Below are 15,172 nucleotides of genomic sequence, written 5' to 3'. Positions count from 1 at the left end.
CGAGTTGGCTCACCTCTCCCATAGGGAGAGGTCGGATCGCATCGCAAGATGCGATCCGGGTGAGGGGTTACTCGCTCTCGTGGGATCTGCGCCCCCTCACCCGATTTGCACTCGACGATGCTTCGCATCGCGAGGCGCAAATCGACTTCTCCCCGATGGGGAGAGGTGGTCTCGGCGTGCCGCGCGATTGACCCCGATGGCCGCTGCTCTCGACGACACTATCCTGACCCGCGACGCGGCGCTGCTGAAGGACACGGTGCGGGAGGCGGGCGCGCTGGCGCAGTCGATGTTCCGCACCGAGCTGCGAAAGTGGACCAAGGGCGCGTCCTCGCCGGTGTCGGAGGCGGACATCGCCGTCAATGATCTGCTCGAATCGCGCCTGCGCGCCGCGACGCCCGATTATGGCTGGCTGTCCGAGGAGAGCGCCGACGATGCGGCGCGGCTGTCGCGGCGGCTGACCTGGATCGTCGATCCCATCGACGGCACGCGCAATTATCTCGGCGGTCACGACGAATGGTGCGTCAGCGTCGCGCTGGTGGCGGACGCTTCGCCGGTGCTTGCCGCCGTGTTCGCCCCGGCCACCGACGAGTTCTTCTTCGCAACGCGCGGTAAGGGCACGACGCTCAACGACAAGCCGGTGCGCGCGACAAGCGGATCCGAGCTCGACTTTGCCCGCGTCGCCGGCCCGAAGCCGCTGGTCGAGCGGCTGAAGCCGTCCCTCGGCGAGATCAAGCTGCACCGGCGGATCGGCTCGCTGGCGCTGCGGCTTTGCCGGGTCGCCCATGGCGCGCTGGATGCGGCTTTTGCCGGCGGCAACAGCCATGATTGGGATCTTGTGGCGGCCGATTTGATCGTGCAGGAAGCGGATGGTAGGATGAGCGACCTCTCCGGAGAACCCATCCTCTATAACCGCCGGGAAGTGGCGCACGGGGTGCTGGTGGCAGCGGGACGCGAACGTCATGCGGGCATTGTCGCGCATTTTCGCAACCGTCCCTTAGCCTAAGGCGCATTCGTCGTGCTTCTCGAACACTGCTTTGCCGGGCAGCCCCTTAGGAACAGAACTCATGCCAGATAGCGCCCCGCAACAACTGCTCCACCTCGTCATCGGCGGCGAGCTCGTCGATCTCGAGCACAACACCTTCAAGAATCTGGACGAGGTCGACATCGTCGGCCTGTATCCGAACTATGCCACCGCCCACGCCGCCTGGCGGGCCAAGGCGCAGAGCACGGTCGACAACGCGCAGATGCGCTACTTCATCGTCCACCTGCATCGGCTGCTCGATCCGAATCAAGAACCGGCGCGTTGAAGAAACTGCTTCGCAATACGCTGCGAAGCAGCTGGTTTCAGCGTGCCGTCGGGGTCCTGGCGGCCGAATATCTGCGTCTGGTCTGGCGGACCAACACCTTCACCTTCGATCCGCCCGACGTCTACGAGCGCGTCGAGCCGCAGCTCCCTGCGATCTTCGCGTTCTGGCACGGCCAGCATTTCCTGACGCCCTTCATCAAGAACCAGAACAAGGCCTCCTATCGGGCCAAGGTGCTGATCTCCCGGCACCGCGACGGCGAGTTCAATGCCATCGCCGCCGAGCGGCTCGGCATCGGCACGATCCGCGGTTCCGGCGACCATGGCGGCGCGTTCCACCGCAAGGGTGGCGTCGGCGCCTTCAAGGAAATGGTGCGGACGCTCCAGGCCGGTTGTAATGTCGCGCTGACCGCCGATGTCCCCAAGCGCTCGCGCGTGGTCGGGCTCGGCATTATCATGCTGGCACGGGAATCGGGACGGCCGATCATGCCTTTCGCGATGGCGACCAGCCGCTTCGTCCGGCTCAAGAACTGGGATCGCACCACCATCAATTTGCCATTCGGGCGGGGCGCTTTGGTCGGCATCAAGGAAATCCACGTTCCCGCAGATGCCGACGCCGCCATGATGGAGACGTTGCGGCAGGAGCTGGAAGACACGTTGAACGAGGCGACCCGGCGCGCCTATGCGCAGCTCGGCCGCCCGGGACCGGAAGATGCCTAAGTCGCTGCCCATTGCGCTGCCGATCACGCTGCGGATGTATCGGCGCCTGTCCGCCGGTCTGGTGCCGCTCGCGCCTGCGCTGATCAAGCGGCGGCTGAAGCAGGGCAAGGAGGATCCCGCCCGCGTCGGCGAGCGGCGCGGCCTGTCCGCCGATGTGCGGCCGCACGGCCCGTTGGTCTGGATTCATGGTGCCAGCGTCGGCGAGGTCCTGGCGGCGGCCGCCCTGATCGAGCGCCTGCGCGATCTCAATCTGCGCATCCTGCTCACCTCGGGCACGGTCACCTCGGCGGCGGTCGTCGCAAAACGCTTTCCGCCCGACGTCATCCATCAATACGTGCCGTATGACTCGCCGCGCTATGTCGCGCGCTTCCTCGATCATTGGAAGCCGTCGCTGGCGCTGTTCATCGAATCCGATTTGTGGCCGAACCTGATCCTCGCCGGCGCGGCGCGTCGGGTGCCGATGGTGCTGATCAACGGGCGGATGTCGCCGCGTTCCTTCCCGCGCTGGCGCCGCATGCACGGCACCATCTCGGCGCTGCTGTCGCGGTTCGACATCTGTCTTGCGCAGTCGAAGAAAGATGCCGAGCGCTTTGCCGCGCTCGGCGGCCGCGACGTCGTCACCACGGGCAATCTCAAGCTCGACGTGCCCGCGCCGCCGGCCGACCCCGCCAAGCTCGAGCGGCTGATGGCGATGACGCGCGGGCGGCCGATCATCGTCGCGGCCTCGACCCATCCGGGCGAGGACGAGATGCTGGTGGCGGCGCATCGCAGCCTGGTCGGCTTCTTCCCTCAGCTTCTCACCGTGATCGTGCCGCGGCACCCGGATCGCGGCTCCTCGATCGCAGGCCTCGTCACGGCGTCGGGCCTGAAGCCGGCCCTGCGCTCGCGCGAGGAGATGCCGACCGCGACGACCGACGTCTATGTCGCCGACACGATGGGCGAGCTCGGCCTGTTCTACCGGCTCTCGGCAATCGTGTTCATGGGCGGATCGCTGATCCACCATGGCGGGCAGAACCCGATCGAGGCGATCAAGCTGGGCGCCGCGATCGTCCATGGTCCGCACGTGTTCAACTTCGCCGACGTCTATGAAGCGCTCGATACCAGCGGCGGGGCGCGGCAGGCCGACACGCAGGAGGCGCTGGTCAAGCAGCTCGGCCAATTGCTGGCCGATCCCGCCATGCGCGACAAGATGCAGCGCGCAGGCACAGGCGTGGTCGAGCAGCTTGGCGGGGCGCTCGATCGCACCATGACCGCGCTCGAGCCGTATCTGCTGCAATTGCGGATCGAGATGGGGGCCGCCAATGCGTGAGCCGGCCTTTTGGTACCGGCCACGCTCCCTTCAATCGTACGCGCTATGGCCGCTCGGCGCGCTTTACGGCGCGATCACTGCACGGCGCATGTCGCGCCAGGGCGTGGACGCCGGCATCCCCGTGATCTGTGTCGGCAACTACCATGTCGGCGGTGCCGGCAAGACCCCGACCGTGCTGGCCTTGACCAAGCTCTTGCGCGAGCTCGGCGAGACGCCGGTCGTGCTCAGCCGCGGTTATGGCGGGCGCCTGAAGGGGCCGGTGATGGTCGACCGCGAGCGTCACGATGCGGCCGACATCGGCGACGAGCCCTTGATGATGGCGCGCGACGTCCCGGTCGTGGTCGCGCGCGACCGCCTCGACGGCGTCGCGCTGGCAAAGTCGCAAGGCGCCACCGTGATCCTGATGGATGACGGTTTCCAGAATCCTGCTCTGTTCAAGGATGCCTCGCTGATCGTGATCGACGGCAAGCGCGGCGTCGGCAACGGCGAGGTGTTTCCCGCAGGGCCCCTGCGCGCCCCGCTCGCGGCGCAGCTCGCGCGCACCGATGCGCTGGTGCTGATCGGCGACGGCAATGCCGCCAACGACGTCGCGGCGGAGATCGCCAAGCGGAACAAGCCCGAGCTGCGTGCGCGCCTGAAGCCGGATGCGGCCTCGCTCGCGCAGCTCTCCGGCAAGCGGGTGTTCGCCTTCGCCGGCATCGGCGATCCCGAGCGTTTCTTCCGCACCTTAAGTGCGAGCGGCATCGACGTCGCGCGCACGCGCGCCTTCGCCGACCACCACATGTTTTCGGACGGCGAGATCTCGGCGCTCGCAGCGGACGCCCAGCGCGAGCAGCTCATGCTGGTGACCACGGAAAAGGATCTTGCACGCTTGCGCGGCCGCGCAGGCGTGCCTAGCGGCATCGTGCCGTTCGCCGTTCAGCTCGAATTCGATGACCCGGCAAAGCTGCGGCAATTGATCAGCGATCATCTCTACAGAGCGCGCGAGCGAAGGTTCAGCGCGCGCTGATCACGCAACGTGAGACAACGTCTCTGCCCCAGTCGCGAAACGCGAAATGTCGCTGCTGGCGAATCTTCTTCCGCGCGTTCGGGAGTTGAAGTAGCCTTGCATGAGAGCCGTCACCGGGACGTGCCGAACTCCCCGAAATCATCGACGGCGTTGATGCCCAGGGCGGGCAATGAATCTTCATCATGTGAGGTGCAGGGGCCGTAACGACCTGAAGCTGATCGCCGGACCCAGAGTACAGCCACCGCCGTCGGACGACGCGGCGGCTGTACTCATGTCGAAGCAGGAAGCAGGTCTGCGACGAGCCGAGGGGCATGCTCACCACGCGCCCGTGGCCATCAATCCGATGATGGTCAGGCACGACATGCAGGCGACGACGACGGTGTAGCATTCGGGTGTATTCATTGCTGTCTCCCAAATGTTGCCAATTGCTTGGTCATTGCTGCGCGGGAGTGATCGTTCGGTCTGGGAGCCGCTTCAATTCGGCGTGGCGTGACCGGTCTTGCTGTGCGTGTCCGTTCTCTCGTCGTCACCCTGGTCCGCAGGACGACAAAGCGCTTCGAGAGCCTCGGATCGTTCGGCTGCGATCAGAAGCTGCTTGCGCATTTCAGCGAGGCGGGCGCGGCAATATTCACGGTAGAGCAGTTCGAATATGGCGGGCATGATCCACCCCCACCGCTTGATTTGATTTACAGATATTCCACCGCTGATTTTCGAGGTGATCGTAGCCCGCTAGAATGGCTCTTCGTATGAGCCCGTTCACAGATCGTCCAGTTCCAGAGCTCAGTGGCTGATTGGTTGGTCGATTGCCTGTGCGGTAAAAAAGAACGGGGGCCGGTTACCTGGCGTGCGATATAGCAGCTCATTGTTTCAGCAAGACTTCGTCAAACAACTTAAAGACGCGGAACTGCAAAAAAAATCCAACCCAAGCGCGAAACGACTCACCCACGGCTGCAAGGAATGTAGAACGCAAGCGTCCGTCCCGACAGAGACCATTTTGCTGAGTTGCCGGCAATGCGGCGCGGGCACATCGCCCTTTACCTTCGCGGCAAAACCGGCTGTCGGCGACCTCAACTCGGAAAACATGCCCGCGCGGTCAGCGTGATCGGAGACAGGTTGATGATCTGCGGAAACTCGAATGAATAGCTCGCGCTGACCTGGTTGCCGCACGCGGCCGTGGCAAAGGTGAATGTCCCCGGCGGCAGCGTGAGGCCGTAGGCCTGCTGGGCGGCGTAGGTCGTGATCGCGCTGCTGTTCGGGCAGAGCGTGTTGTTGACCGTCGCGCAGCGCGCCGCCATTTCGCTCCCATGCTGGATTCCCAGCTGAGTCCAGAACAGCAATCCGCATTCGATGATCCCGAATATGAACAGGAAGAACACGGGAGCGGTCAGCGCGAATTCCAGCGCTGTGGTGCCCCGCGTGTCTCGCCATGCTGCGGTGAGCTTCACTGCAGCCTCGTGGTGGACTGCGCGGTGTACGTGTATGTGGCCGCCACGATCTGATAATCGATGATCGTATAATACGTCGCTTTCGCCGAGACTGTCGTATATGTTCCGGCCGGCGCACCGCCGGTGCAGACCGTTCCGCAGCTGGTGGCGCTCACGCCCGCACTCGTTGGACATCCGCAGAATTGGACCGGCGGAGGTGACGCGGTGATGTTCGTCGCGCTGGTGGCACTTGCGACGGCGTTCGCGATGCCGTTCGTGTCGAAGCCGCGCGCAATCGCGTACTGGGCTCCGGCTTGCGCGGCATTTTCGACCTGCATCTTGCGATAGAGCGCCAGCCCGATGTCCGTGACCGAGACGACCATCAGGGACAGCAGGGGAATTAGAATCGCGAATTCGGCTGCCGCGACGCCCCGTTGATCGCCGGCCGCATTGCTCACGTGGCGCGCCAGAGAACCAAGCAATCGACGGCCAAGCCTGGATGAGTAATTCCGGATCTGCATCGCCCCAAACCTCATTCGACGAGCTGCGCGGTTTGCGAACCGATCGTCGCGGTGCCGAGCGCGGTGCAATTGACCTGCAGGTTCGACGTGCCGCTGAACGTCAGCGTATCCGCGATGATCTTGGTGCAGGATGTGCTGGTGCCGTTGCCGCCGCTGAAGCTGAGATTGGCCTTCGGCAGGTAGATGGCACCGCCGAAATTCTGCGTGCTGCCGCCGGTGAGATTGAAATTGGTCCCGGCAGGCATGTTGCGGTCGCCGTACATGACGATGCCCTTCGTCGGGCCGCTGGTCGGCCCGGTCAGGTCGACGGTCGCGTTGCTGCCGATTGAGGCGGTGCCCCAGTCGCTGCCGGAGCCGGTGAACACCAGGGTGACGCCGCTGCCGGTGATGGTGGCATTTCCGGCGACGCTCAGGCTGGCGCCATCCAGATAGTAGATGCCCGGATTGAGGTTCAGGACTGCGCCGGCGTTGACCGTGATGCTGCCCATGTAGCAGCCGGGGTCGAGCGAGTTTGTCTTTCCGTTGGCGTTGACCGTGATCTTGGCATTGCTGCAGCTCGGCCGCGTAGGCGGAGAGACGTCGGCATAGGGATCGGGGACAGGCGTGATGTGCGTCTTGACCCCGTTGGTCGCCGTGATGCTGCTTGCGCCCGAGACGTCGCCGACCACGCCGACCTGGTTTGCTGCCACCGAGGCGCTGCCGGCGACGTTGAGCGAGGGGCTTGCGCTCGAATTGCTATAGAGATTGCACTTGATCAGGTTGAGCTGGTTGCCGCCGCTGACATTGACGGCGGGGCTTGCGCTCGTGTTGAGCGCAAGTACGCAGCCCGTCCCGGAATTGGGCAGGGCGACCGAGCGCGCGGTGATTGGTACGCGATCCGAGCCGAACAAGGCCGACAGCAGCCGACGCTGCGGCTGACTGACGATGACTTCGATGGCCTGCGCGTTCGACGCTTGACTGCCTGTTTTCGGTGGCTGGTTCACCGTGACAGTGACGTCGTTCGCCCCGTCGGTGTAGCCATAATTTGCCGCGACCGCCTTGGCTTCGGACGAGGGGTCGCCGCCGACACTGGCAGCCGTCGCAGCGCTGACCGCGCCGGAATCTGCAACGCTCTGCATGTTCTTGTGCTTGTAGTACCACCAGCCCACTTCCGTTCCGAGGCCGGCGGTGCCGACCAGGACCGGCATGAGCAGCGCAGAAATGAGCACGTAGCTGCCCTGCTCGTCGCGGATGAACCGTTCGAGCAAATGATTCTTTGCGCTCGAAGGTGCACCGAACGAACGGCTGAAAATTCTCCGGAGGTCCATGCTTTCCTGCCCGATTGCCACTTTATCCCGAGGCAATGTGGTGCAGGCCGGCTTAAATGGGCCCCAATGGGAGCCGGACAATTTTAGATATCGGCGAACATTCAGCCGGCATTCATGGCCGCAGGCCTATCGATGAAGCCGCGTCCAGGAGAAGTCAGATGAAATTGCACCCTGCAATTGTTACCGCCAACCTCGTGTGTCTGCCGGTTTTGCCCGCACTGCGAGAGTTACGAGAGCCGAGGGATCACGACTGCTTCGGTGCGCCGGGAAAATGCCGCTGCAGCACCGCGGTGGGCGTGGCATAGGCCTCCTGCAGATCGACGCTCCAATACTTCAGTTCGTCGAGCGGGATGCGGACGTCGGTGATCGCGCAGCGCACGAAGGTCCCCGGCGAGATCACGCGGAAATCGCCGTCGAGATATTGCACCTGCGCTTCGCCATGGCCCGAGGGGCCGAACTTGTTCAGCACGGTCGAAAGTCTCCGCGGAAGGCCTCTCCATGGAAGGCCGTGGAAGGCACGATGTGTTGGACGGGATGTAGCATAGATGGGGTGGCTTGTCCGCCCGTTAAACCCACCGGTTCGTGATGATTTGCCGCCGTTTTCGCGCGATGAGGCTTCAGTCGAAGGGGCGCTGGTTCCGGCAGCTCCTGCGGCAGACTCCGATGACCGCCCTGTTCCTGACGCTGCTGATGTCGGCCGCGCACGCCGCCCCGGCGCCGCAGCCGGTCGAGATTCCGCTGGCGTCCGGCGTGCTCCATGCGCAGCTCTACAAGCCCGCGGGCAAGGGGCCATTCCCGGCCGTGATTGCGCTGCACGGCTGCGGTGGGCTGGGTAGCCATTCCGATCCCGTGCTGCCGCCCTATCGCGACTGGGCCGAGCGCCTGCTCAAGGCCGGCAATGCCGTGCTGCTGCCCGACAGCTACGGCTCGCGCGAGCTCGGCCCGCAATGCCGCGTCAAGGAGATGCACGTCAAGGCGCGGCGCGAACGCGTCGCCGATATCGCGGCCGCGCGCGCCTGGCTGATGCAGCAGCCATTCGTGGCGCGGGACCGCATCAGCCTGATCGGCTGGGCCAATGGTGCGAGCGCGCTGCTCTGGGCCGTGCGTCCGCAGAACGCAGGCCGCGATTCCGGTCCGGATTTCCGCGCCGCCATCGCGTTCTATCCGGATTGCCGGATCTCGGCGGGCCTCGGCTGGAGCACGCGGGTGCCGACGCTGGTCTTGATCGGCGCCGATGACGAGGTGTCGTCGCCGCCGGCCTGCCGCCAGATGGTGGATGGTGCGCGCGGCCGCAGCGCGCTGGCGCGCATCGTGGTCTATCCCGGCGCGGGTCACGATTTCGACCGTGCCGGCACGCCGCTGCACGCCGCCGGCGCGCCCGAGCACGCCGATGCCGAAGCCCGCGCCGCCTCGCAGAAGGACGTCGCGCAATGGCTGGCGCGGTGATGGCGGTGCCGTAGCACGTGCCCGCGCCATCATTCGACCACGATGTCGATTAAACGCATCTCATATGCGCAACCGCATCACGCTCTTCGCGTCCGCCCTGATCGTCTTCACCGTCGCGATCCTGCTGTTCGAAGCCCACGCCGGCCCCCACCGCGCGCCGGACCATTGCGGCTTCTGGACCACGATCGAGGCGGGATTGTCGTGTCGGTAGGCGAGCTGTCTCCACCTATTTGTGGCGACGCGCGTTCCACACACGCGCTGTCATCGCCCGGCTTGACCGGGCGATCCAGTACTCCGCGGCGTTGCGATTCAATCGAGAAGCCGCGGCGTACTGGATTCCCCGCTTTCGCGGGGAATGACACCGTGGCCTGAGCCCGTCCTCCCCCTCAGAACAAGCTGCCCTGATCCACCGGCTTGGCCAGGCGCCTCGGCGCCGGCTTCGTCTCCGCCGCCGGCTTGGCCTGCGCCGGCGCGCGCCTCTCCGCGGGCGCCGGACGGTCCGCATCCGCCGTCGCGCCGACGCGGCCGTCCGCGAATTCGATCTCGACCCGCGCGCCGGGGCCGATCGTATCAGCCGCATGCACGGGATGCCCGGCCTCGTCGCGCACCAGCGCAAAGCCGCGCGCGAGCACGCTGCGATAGGACAGCGCCGAGAGCAGCTTGCCGCTGTTCTCGACCCGCGCCTCCAGCCGGTGCAGCAGCGTGACGAGCGCGCGCTGCGCCCGCTCAGTCAGACGATGGGTACGCTCGCGCTGGCGGGCAATCGCGTTGCGCTGCGCCTGCGCATTCGCAAGCTTTGAGGCGCGCAGGCGCACCTGCAAGCCCGCAAAGCGGTCGCGCCGCTGCCGCAACAGCGAGCGCGCGGACAGGCCGAGCCGCTCGCCGCACACGGTGAGGCGATGATCGGCCTGCGAGATCTGGCCGTGCAGCACGCGCAGCGTCAGCTTCGCGCTCGCCGCGGTGAACCTGCGGAAATGCGCATGCGTGTTGGCCTTGAGGCAGCGGGGCAGGGACGCGCCCGCCGAGTCCAGCCGCTGCCGCGGGATCGCCAAGAGATCGCCGGCCGCCGGCAGCGCGCGCGCGGCGGCGCGCAGCTCGCTGCGGCGGCTCTCCTGGGCGCGCTGCCAATAGGCGCGGGTGCGCCGCCCGAGATCGCCCACCTCGACGAACAAGTCGCTGCGCACCGGCACCGCCATCTCGGCCGCCGCCGTCGGCGTCGGCGCGCGCTTGTCGGCGACGAAGTCGATCAGCGTGATGTCGGTCTCGTGCCCCACCGCCGAGATCAGCGGGATCATGCTCTCGGCTGCGGCGCGCACCACGATCTCCTCGTTGAACGACCAGAGGTCCTCCAGCGAGCCGCCGCCGCGCGCGACGATGAGCACATCGGGCCGCGGAATCCTGCCGCCTTCGGGGAGCGCGTTGAACCCGCGGATCGCGGCCGCGACCTGCTCGGCCGAGCCGTCGCCCTGCACCTTGACCGGCCACACCAGCACGCGGCGGGGAAAGCGGTCCTCCAGCCGATGCAGGATGTCGCGGATGACGGCGCCGGTCGGCGAGGTGACGACGCCGATCACCTCCGGCAGCCACGGCAGCAGCTGCTTGCGCGCCTCGTCGAACAGGCCCTCGGCGGCGAGCTTCTTCTTGCGCTCCTCCATCAGCGCCATCAGCGCGCCGATGCCGGCCGGCTCCAGCGCCTCGATCACGATCTGGTATTTCGAGGAGCCCGGATAGGTCGTCAGCTTGCCGGTGGCGATCACCTCGAGCCCCTCCCGGGGCTTGAACCGCATCCGGCTATGCACGCCCTTCCAGATCACCGCCTCGATCTTGGCGCTCTCGTCCTTGAGCGCGAAATAGCAATGGCCGGACGAATGCGCCCCGCGGAAGCCGGAGATCTCGCCGCGGACGCGGACATGGCCGAAGGCGTCCTCGACCGTCCGCTTCAGGGACAGGGACAGTTCGGAGACGGTGAATTCAGGCGCGTTGAGCAGTTGTTCCGCAGGCGGCATCTCGAAAACGATTCGGCATTTTGGGGTCGAGGGCGACGTTAGGGATTTTCGCAGGCCAGCGCCAATCGATTCCGGTGGCCTGGGGACTGCCCGACGGCCGTTGCTTGACATACATTTGCTTTCAGATATGAAATTCACAAATCATAAATAAAAACGAGGAAACGGCTCCTGATGACCGTCGTCACAGATCCCGACGACCCGGGCGGACGCATGTTCGGGCAGTACCAGCTCAAGCCGAATAGCGGGGTCAATCCGCCCTATTCGCCGGCATACCCGGTGGAGTGGGGCTGCACCTTGCGGACGGTCGAGATCATGACCCGTGTCGCGCCCGGCAAGGTCGCGACATTGCTCGCCGAGACGCCGTTCGAGATCGCCAGCGACCGCGTCGCCTTCCGCTTCATGCGTTCGCCCGGCCATTCCCTTGCCGTGCACGCGGGCGAGATGTTCGACCTGATGATCTCGGTGCCCGTGCGCTACAAGGGGCTGTTCACCGAAACGCATATCTTCATGTATTGCAGCGATCCGATGGGGATCTGTGCCGGGCGCGAGGTGTTCGGCTACACCAAGAAGGATGCGCATTACGCCTTCGACGAGCATCCTGACGGATCGATCACCGGATGGGTCCGGCGCCGCGGCATACCGCTCGCCGATTTCACCTTCACGCCGGATGCGTCCGCGCCGGTCGTCCGCATCGTCGACGGCGACGAGCTGCCGGCCGGCGAGATCCATGTGCGCCGTTTGCCGCATCCCGAGCGGCTCGGCACGGCCTATGCGGACATCGCCTATCGCCGCACGCCGCTGAAATACTCCGAGCCGGTGCCGGGTCGCGCCGCGATGACGCTGCACGCCAGCGCGTACGATCCGATTGCCGAGCTCGAGCCGGAAATCCTCGGCGCGCATTTCATGGTGTCTGACGTCTATGGCGGCGGATTCGAGGTCGAGGACCGCAGGCTCATCGAGCGCCTGACGCCCTGAACGACAAGGTCAGCCTGCATGCGATGTACGTGCGGGCGGCAAACATTGGGAAGAACGCACAACGCAAGGAGGGTCTGCACATGGCTGGACGATATCGGGTGAGCCGCCGCCGGCTGCTGGCCGGCGCCGGCGGATTGGCGTTGGGCATGACGGGGCTCGGCGCGCGAGCGCAGGAGACAAAGCCGCTCCGCATCGGCGTGCTGACGGACATGTCCAGCCTTTATGCCGATGTCACAGGTCCGGGCTCGGTGCTGGGGGCCAAAATGGCGGTCGAGGATTTCCAGGCTTCAGGACCCAAGATGACGCGGCCGATCGAGATCATCAGCGGCGATCACATGAACAAGGCAGATGTGGGCGCCAACATCGCGCGCGAATGGATCGATCGGCAAGGCGTCGATGTCATCGTCGACGCACCGAACTCGGCCGTCGCGCTCGCGGTGCGCAACATCGTGCAGCAGAACAACAAGACGCTGCTGGTGTCCGGCGCGTCCTCGTCGGACCTGACCGGCAAGGCGTGCTCGCCGAACCTCGTGCACTGGACCTACGACACCTATGCGCTGTCGTCGGGTGTCGCGCGCGCCGTCGTCGAGAGCGGCGGCAAGAGCTGGTTCCTGCTCACCGCGGACTATGCCTTCGGCCATGCCATGGAAGGCGACATCAAGAACGTCGTGCAGAAAGCCGGCGGCAAGGTTCTCGGCGGCGTGCGCACGCCGATCAACACGCAGGACTTCTCGTCCTTCCTGTTGCAGGCCCAGTCGTCGAAGGCGGAGATCATCGCGCTGATCAATGCCGGCGGCGACACCATCAATTCCATCAAGCAGGCGGTCGAGTTCGGCATTCCGCAAGGAGGCCAGCGCGTGGTCGCGACGGTGCTGTATCTCAGCGACGTGCATTCGCTCGGCTTGAAGATCGCGCAGGGGCTGCAGTTCACCGAAGCCTTCTACTGGGATCTGAATGACGACACGCGCGCCTGGACCAAGCGGTTCGCGCCGCGCAACAACGGCCGCTATCCGACCGCGCTGCATGCGGGCGCCTACGCCACGACGCTGCACTACCTCAAGGCCGTCGATGCGCTCGGCGCCTCCAGCGACGGCAAGGCCGTGGTCGAGCAGATGAAGAAGCTGCCGACCGATGATCCCCTGTTCGGCAAGGGCATCGTCCGTGCCGATGGCCGCAAGCTGCACAACATGTATCTGTTCGAGGTGAAGGCCCCCGCGGATTCCAGATATCCCTGGGACTATTACAAGCTGGTCAAGACCATCGCGCCGTCGGAGGCCTGGCGGCCGCTGGCGGATGGCGGCTGCGAATTCCTGAAGTCGTGAGCGGCACTGACCGGCCGCCGGTCGCGCTGGTCACCGGCGGCGGCGGCGATATCGGGCGCGCCATTGCGCTAAAGTTGGCGCGGATGAGCGCTGCGGTCGCGATCGTCGATCGCGACGAAGCGGCGGCGCGCGGCACGGCCCAACTGGTCGAGCAGGCCGGGGCGAGGGCGCTCGCCATTCGCGCGGATGTCTCGCTCGCGCAGGACACCATCGCCTTCGTCGAGGCGACCGAAGCACGCCTGGGGCCGATCGGCATCTTCGCCAACAACGCCGGCATCGAGGGCGTCGTCGCGCCTGTTCACGAGTACCCCGACGAAACCTTCGACCAGTTGCTGCAGGTGAACGTCAAGGGCGTGTTTCTCGGCCTCAAGCACGTCATCGCGAGAATGATGCAGCGCGGGACGGGCGCCATCATCAACACCGCATCGACCTCCGCGATCCGGGGGCGTGCAGGGCTCGCCGGCTATGTCGCCTCGAAGCACGCCGTGCTCGGGCTGACACGCACGGCGGCGCTCGATGTCGCCGGCACCAGGATCAGGGTCAACGCCGTTCTGCCGGGCCCGGTCGAGTCGCGCATGATCCGGGAATTGGAAGGCCAGGCGCGTGACGGCGCCATTGCGCTGCGCCGGAACGTTGCGACTGCGCATGGGCGGCCGCAGGATGTCGCCAACGTAGTTGCTTTTTTCGCCTCCGACGAGGCTGCACATGTGAATGGTGCCGCCTGGGTCGTGGACGGCGGGATGACGCTGGCGTAAGGCGAGTACGCATCAGAGCATGTCTGCCTCCGGAGGAACGAAGCGGAAATCTCGTGATCGGCCAAGCATTACCGCTTGTGACCCTGGCTGACCTTAAGCTCCGTTCACTGCCTTGAAGGGAGTGGACGGCACCAGGAACGAACCAGAGCGACACAGCGTTCTTCGGCGTTAAGCGCAGGAGAACCGAGATGCCGCTTTCGCCTGATCCATCGGGTCATTTCGAGGAGAAGCAGCCCGAAGCGGTCCTGTTCTCGATGTTCGATGGCGACGATCGTGTTGTCTGCAAAGTTGAGTGGTCCGCCTTGCCCGACCGCGCGATTGCCGATGGAGCCGAGCCGAACGACATCGCAGCCACCTTTAGGAAGCATCGACTAGTCATCGAGAAGATCGCAAGCGAACGGTACGATGCTGGCGAGGAGATGCCCGTTGTTTGGGGCTGTACCCCGCCGCAGCCGTGAGGGGAGTGGATCGAGTAGCCGGAGGCGAGCACAACATTGTTCCGTGCAGGAACCGAGTGATAGTGACCCCGGAACTGTTCACTTTGTAACACAAGTGAAAGACCCTAACCGCGGTTGCCAATCATACTGGCCGGATGGATTACCTACCCAACTATTCCTATCGCTCGCTTGAAGTGCTGTGCCGGCGGCAGGCGTCTCAAACCGGCAATCCCGAAGCCAAGCGGGAGCTTGAGACGATGGCACGCGAGTACATGCAACTGGCCGAGCTTGCAGAGCGCACACGGCGCGAGAATGAGCAAAGCCGGCCGATGGCAGACCTTAACCGGATCGGAGACGGCGATGGAAAACGTGGCTGAACCTATTTCGACGGCCGAGCCAAAAATCGTGGAGCGTTATATGCGCGCCGCGCGCGAAGAATTGGATGGCCCCAAGCTCCTCCAGTTGCTCAAAGAAATCGAGGACGAGATAAGAAGACGGACCACTGTGGTCTTTAAGGTCCTGCAATCCTGAAGGACTCAGACCCGGGGTTTAACGGGACACATGGACTTTTGATTTAGATCAAACAGCCTCTCGACCCACGTAGTTGCCTACGTTGAGCTGCACCGGAGGCGCAGGGA

At 65.2% G+C, this 15,172-nt stretch carries 19 protein-coding genes; 13 read left to right on the top strand and 6 right to left on the bottom strand.

The window, feature by feature from the left end:
* Positions 1 to 196 precede the first annotated feature (196 nt).
* The 5 genes from ACM43_RS06845 (at position 197) to lpxK (ending at position 4,341) form a co-directional block, all read left to right on the top strand.
* Positions 197 to 1,003 carry a 3'(2'),5'-bisphosphate nucleotidase CysQ gene (locus tag ACM43_RS06845; protein ID WP_271539131.1) on the top strand — a complete coding sequence of 269 codons (807 nt, stop codon included), beginning with the start codon at positions 197 to 199 and terminating at the stop codon, positions 1,001 to 1,003.
* Between the two features lie 61 nt (positions 1,004 to 1,064).
* A complete protein-coding gene (locus ACM43_RS06840; RefSeq protein ID WP_036009212.1) occupies positions 1,065 to 1,307 on the top strand; it encodes a DUF4170 domain-containing protein in 243 nt (80 codons plus the stop codon).
* Complete coding sequence (locus tag ACM43_RS06835) at positions 1,304 to 2,023, top strand: lysophospholipid acyltransferase family protein (RefSeq protein WP_036039958.1); 720 nt, start codon at positions 1,304 to 1,306, stop codon at positions 2,021 to 2,023. The genes ACM43_RS06840 and ACM43_RS06835 overlap by 4 nt, the downstream gene beginning before the upstream one ends.
* Positions 1,986 to 3,332, top strand: a complete 1,347-nt coding sequence (locus tag ACM43_RS06830; RefSeq protein WP_271539127.1) for a 3-deoxy-D-manno-octulosonic acid transferase — start codon at positions 1,986 to 1,988, stop codon at positions 3,330 to 3,332. The genes ACM43_RS06835 and ACM43_RS06830 overlap by 38 nt, the downstream gene beginning before the upstream one ends.
* Positions 3,325 to 4,341, top strand: coding sequence for a tetraacyldisaccharide 4'-kinase (gene lpxK / locus ACM43_RS06825; RefSeq protein WP_271539125.1), 1,017 nt, complete (start codon positions 3,325 to 3,327; stop codon positions 4,339 to 4,341). Before ACM43_RS06830 ends, lpxK begins: the two co-directional genes overlap by 8 nt.
* 474 nt (positions 4,342 to 4,815) lie before the next feature.
* On the opposite strand, the gene ACM43_RS06820 is transcribed toward lpxK, so the two are convergent.
* From ACM43_RS06820 to ACM43_RS06800, 5 genes are all read right to left on the bottom strand, one after another.
* Entirely contained in the window at positions 4,816 to 5,001 is a 186-nt protein-coding gene (locus ACM43_RS06820) for a hypothetical protein (protein WP_271539123.1), read from the bottom strand.
* A gap of 407 nt (positions 5,002 to 5,408) precedes the next feature.
* The gene (locus ACM43_RS06815; protein WP_271539121.1) at positions 5,409 to 5,786 is read right to left on the bottom strand and encodes a TadE/TadG family type IV pilus assembly protein; all 378 of its coding nucleotides are present in this window, start codon (positions 5,784 to 5,786) and stop codon (positions 5,409 to 5,411) included.
* Entirely contained in the window at positions 5,783 to 6,223 is a 441-nt protein-coding gene (locus ACM43_RS06810; RefSeq protein WP_271539119.1) for a TadE/TadG family type IV pilus assembly protein, read from the bottom strand. The genes ACM43_RS06815 and ACM43_RS06810 overlap by 4 nt, the downstream gene beginning before the upstream one ends.
* A 74-nt stretch (positions 6,224 to 6,297) precedes the next feature.
* Positions 6,298 to 7,593 carry a TadE/TadG family type IV pilus assembly protein gene (locus tag ACM43_RS06805; protein ID WP_271539117.1) on the bottom strand — a complete coding sequence of 432 codons (1,296 nt, stop codon included), beginning with the start codon at positions 7,591 to 7,593 and terminating at the stop codon, positions 6,298 to 6,300.
* A 244-nt stretch (positions 7,594 to 7,837) separates the two neighbouring features.
* Positions 7,838 to 8,062, bottom strand: coding sequence for a DUF2093 domain-containing protein (locus ACM43_RS06800; RefSeq protein WP_271539116.1), 225 nt, complete (start codon positions 8,060 to 8,062; stop codon positions 7,838 to 7,840).
* 194 nt (positions 8,063 to 8,256) lie between these two features.
* Between ACM43_RS06800 and ACM43_RS06795 the strand changes: the two genes are divergently transcribed.
* Positions 8,257 to 9,039 (top strand): dienelactone hydrolase family protein, encoded by a 783-nt coding sequence (locus tag ACM43_RS06795; protein ID WP_271539114.1) that lies wholly within the window; start codon positions 8,257 to 8,259, stop codon positions 9,037 to 9,039.
* A gap of 64 nt (positions 9,040 to 9,103) precedes the next feature.
* Positions 9,104 to 9,250 (top strand): hypothetical protein, encoded by a 147-nt coding sequence (locus ACM43_RS06790; RefSeq protein ID WP_271539112.1) that lies wholly within the window; start codon positions 9,104 to 9,106, stop codon positions 9,248 to 9,250.
* Between the two features lie 175 nt (positions 9,251 to 9,425).
* On the opposite strand, the gene xseA is transcribed toward ACM43_RS06790, so the two are convergent.
* Positions 9,426 to 11,045 (bottom strand): exodeoxyribonuclease VII large subunit, encoded by a 1,620-nt coding sequence (gene xseA / locus ACM43_RS06785; protein WP_271539111.1) that lies wholly within the window; start codon positions 11,043 to 11,045, stop codon positions 9,426 to 9,428.
* 171 nt (positions 11,046 to 11,216) lie between these two features.
* On the opposite strand from xseA, the gene ACM43_RS06780 reads away from it, so the two are divergent.
* The 6 genes from ACM43_RS06780 to ACM43_RS06755 all read left to right on the top strand — a co-directional run bounded on the left by ACM43_RS06780 (position 11,217) and on the right by ACM43_RS06755 (position 15,065).
* Entirely contained in the window at positions 11,217 to 12,020 is an 804-nt protein-coding gene (locus tag ACM43_RS06780) for an acetoacetate decarboxylase family protein (protein ID WP_271539110.1), read from the top strand.
* A gap of 146 nt (positions 12,021 to 12,166) precedes the next feature.
* Positions 12,167 to 13,342: an ABC transporter substrate-binding protein gene (locus tag ACM43_RS06775; protein WP_271539817.1), complete on the top strand. Its 1,176-nt coding sequence runs from the start codon at positions 12,167 to 12,169 to the stop codon at positions 13,340 to 13,342.
* Positions 13,339 to 14,097, top strand: coding sequence for an SDR family NAD(P)-dependent oxidoreductase (locus ACM43_RS06770; RefSeq protein WP_271539109.1), 759 nt, complete (start codon positions 13,339 to 13,341; stop codon positions 14,095 to 14,097). The genes ACM43_RS06775 and ACM43_RS06770 overlap by 4 nt, the downstream gene beginning before the upstream one ends.
* A 188-nt stretch (positions 14,098 to 14,285) precedes the next feature.
* On the top strand, positions 14,286 to 14,555 hold the full coding sequence (locus tag ACM43_RS06765; RefSeq protein WP_271539108.1) for a DUF1488 family protein: 270 nt from the start codon (positions 14,286 to 14,288) through the stop codon (positions 14,553 to 14,555).
* A 134-nt stretch (positions 14,556 to 14,689) separates the two neighbouring features.
* A complete protein-coding gene (locus ACM43_RS06760) occupies positions 14,690 to 14,911 on the top strand; it encodes a hypothetical protein (protein ID WP_271539107.1) in 222 nt (73 codons plus the stop codon).
* Positions 14,895 to 15,065: a hypothetical protein gene (locus tag ACM43_RS06755; protein WP_271539106.1), complete on the top strand. Its 171-nt coding sequence runs from the start codon at positions 14,895 to 14,897 to the stop codon at positions 15,063 to 15,065. The genes ACM43_RS06760 and ACM43_RS06755 overlap by 17 nt, the downstream gene beginning before the upstream one ends.
* Positions 15,066 to 15,172: the final 107 nt, after the last annotated feature.

Origin of the sequence: Bradyrhizobium sp. CCBAU 45321 (assembly GCF_028128975.1) — a bacterium.
GTDB classification, from domain to species: Bacteria; Pseudomonadota; Alphaproteobacteria; order Rhizobiales; family Xanthobacteraceae; genus Bradyrhizobium; species Bradyrhizobium yuanmingense.
This window is presented reverse-complemented; position numbering and strand designations above follow the sequence as displayed.

Coding starts and splice junctions, on each gene's coding strand:
- ACM43_RS06845 (WP_271539131.1), top strand. CDS start 197: ATGGCCGCTGCTCTCGACGACACTATCCTGACCCGCGACGCGGCGCTG.
- ACM43_RS06840 (WP_036009212.1), top strand. CDS start 1,065: ATGCCAGATAGCGCCCCGCAACAACTGCTCCACCTCGTCATCGGCGGC.
- ACM43_RS06830 (WP_271539127.1), top strand. CDS start 1,986: ATGCGCAGCTCGGCCGCCCGGGACCGGAAGATGCCTAAGTCGCTGCCC.
- lpxK (WP_271539125.1), top strand. CDS start 3,325: ATGCGTGAGCCGGCCTTTTGGTACCGGCCACGCTCCCTTCAATCGTAC.
- ACM43_RS06820 (WP_271539123.1), bottom strand. CDS start 5,001: ATGCCCGCCATATTCGAACTGCTCTACCGTGAATATTGCCGCGCCCGC.
- ACM43_RS06805 (WP_271539117.1), bottom strand. CDS start 7,593: ATGGACCTCCGGAGAATTTTCAGCCGTTCGTTCGGTGCACCTTCGAGC.
- ACM43_RS06795 (WP_271539114.1), top strand. CDS start 8,257: ATGACCGCCCTGTTCCTGACGCTGCTGATGTCGGCCGCGCACGCCGCC.
- ACM43_RS06790 (WP_271539112.1), top strand. CDS start 9,104: ATGCGCAACCGCATCACGCTCTTCGCGTCCGCCCTGATCGTCTTCACC.
- xseA (WP_271539111.1), bottom strand. CDS start 11,045: ATGCCGCCTGCGGAACAACTGCTCAACGCGCCTGAATTCACCGTCTCC.
- ACM43_RS06780 (WP_271539110.1), top strand. CDS start 11,217: ATGACCGTCGTCACAGATCCCGACGACCCGGGCGGACGCATGTTCGGG.
- ACM43_RS06775 (WP_271539817.1), top strand. CDS start 12,167: ATGACGGGGCTCGGCGCGCGAGCGCAGGAGACAAAGCCGCTCCGCATC.
- ACM43_RS06765 (WP_271539108.1), top strand. CDS start 14,286: ATGCCGCTTTCGCCTGATCCATCGGGTCATTTCGAGGAGAAGCAGCCC.
- ACM43_RS06760 (WP_271539107.1), top strand. CDS start 14,690: ATGGATTACCTACCCAACTATTCCTATCGCTCGCTTGAAGTGCTGTGC.
- ACM43_RS06755 (WP_271539106.1), top strand. CDS start 14,895: ATGGAAAACGTGGCTGAACCTATTTCGACGGCCGAGCCAAAAATCGTG.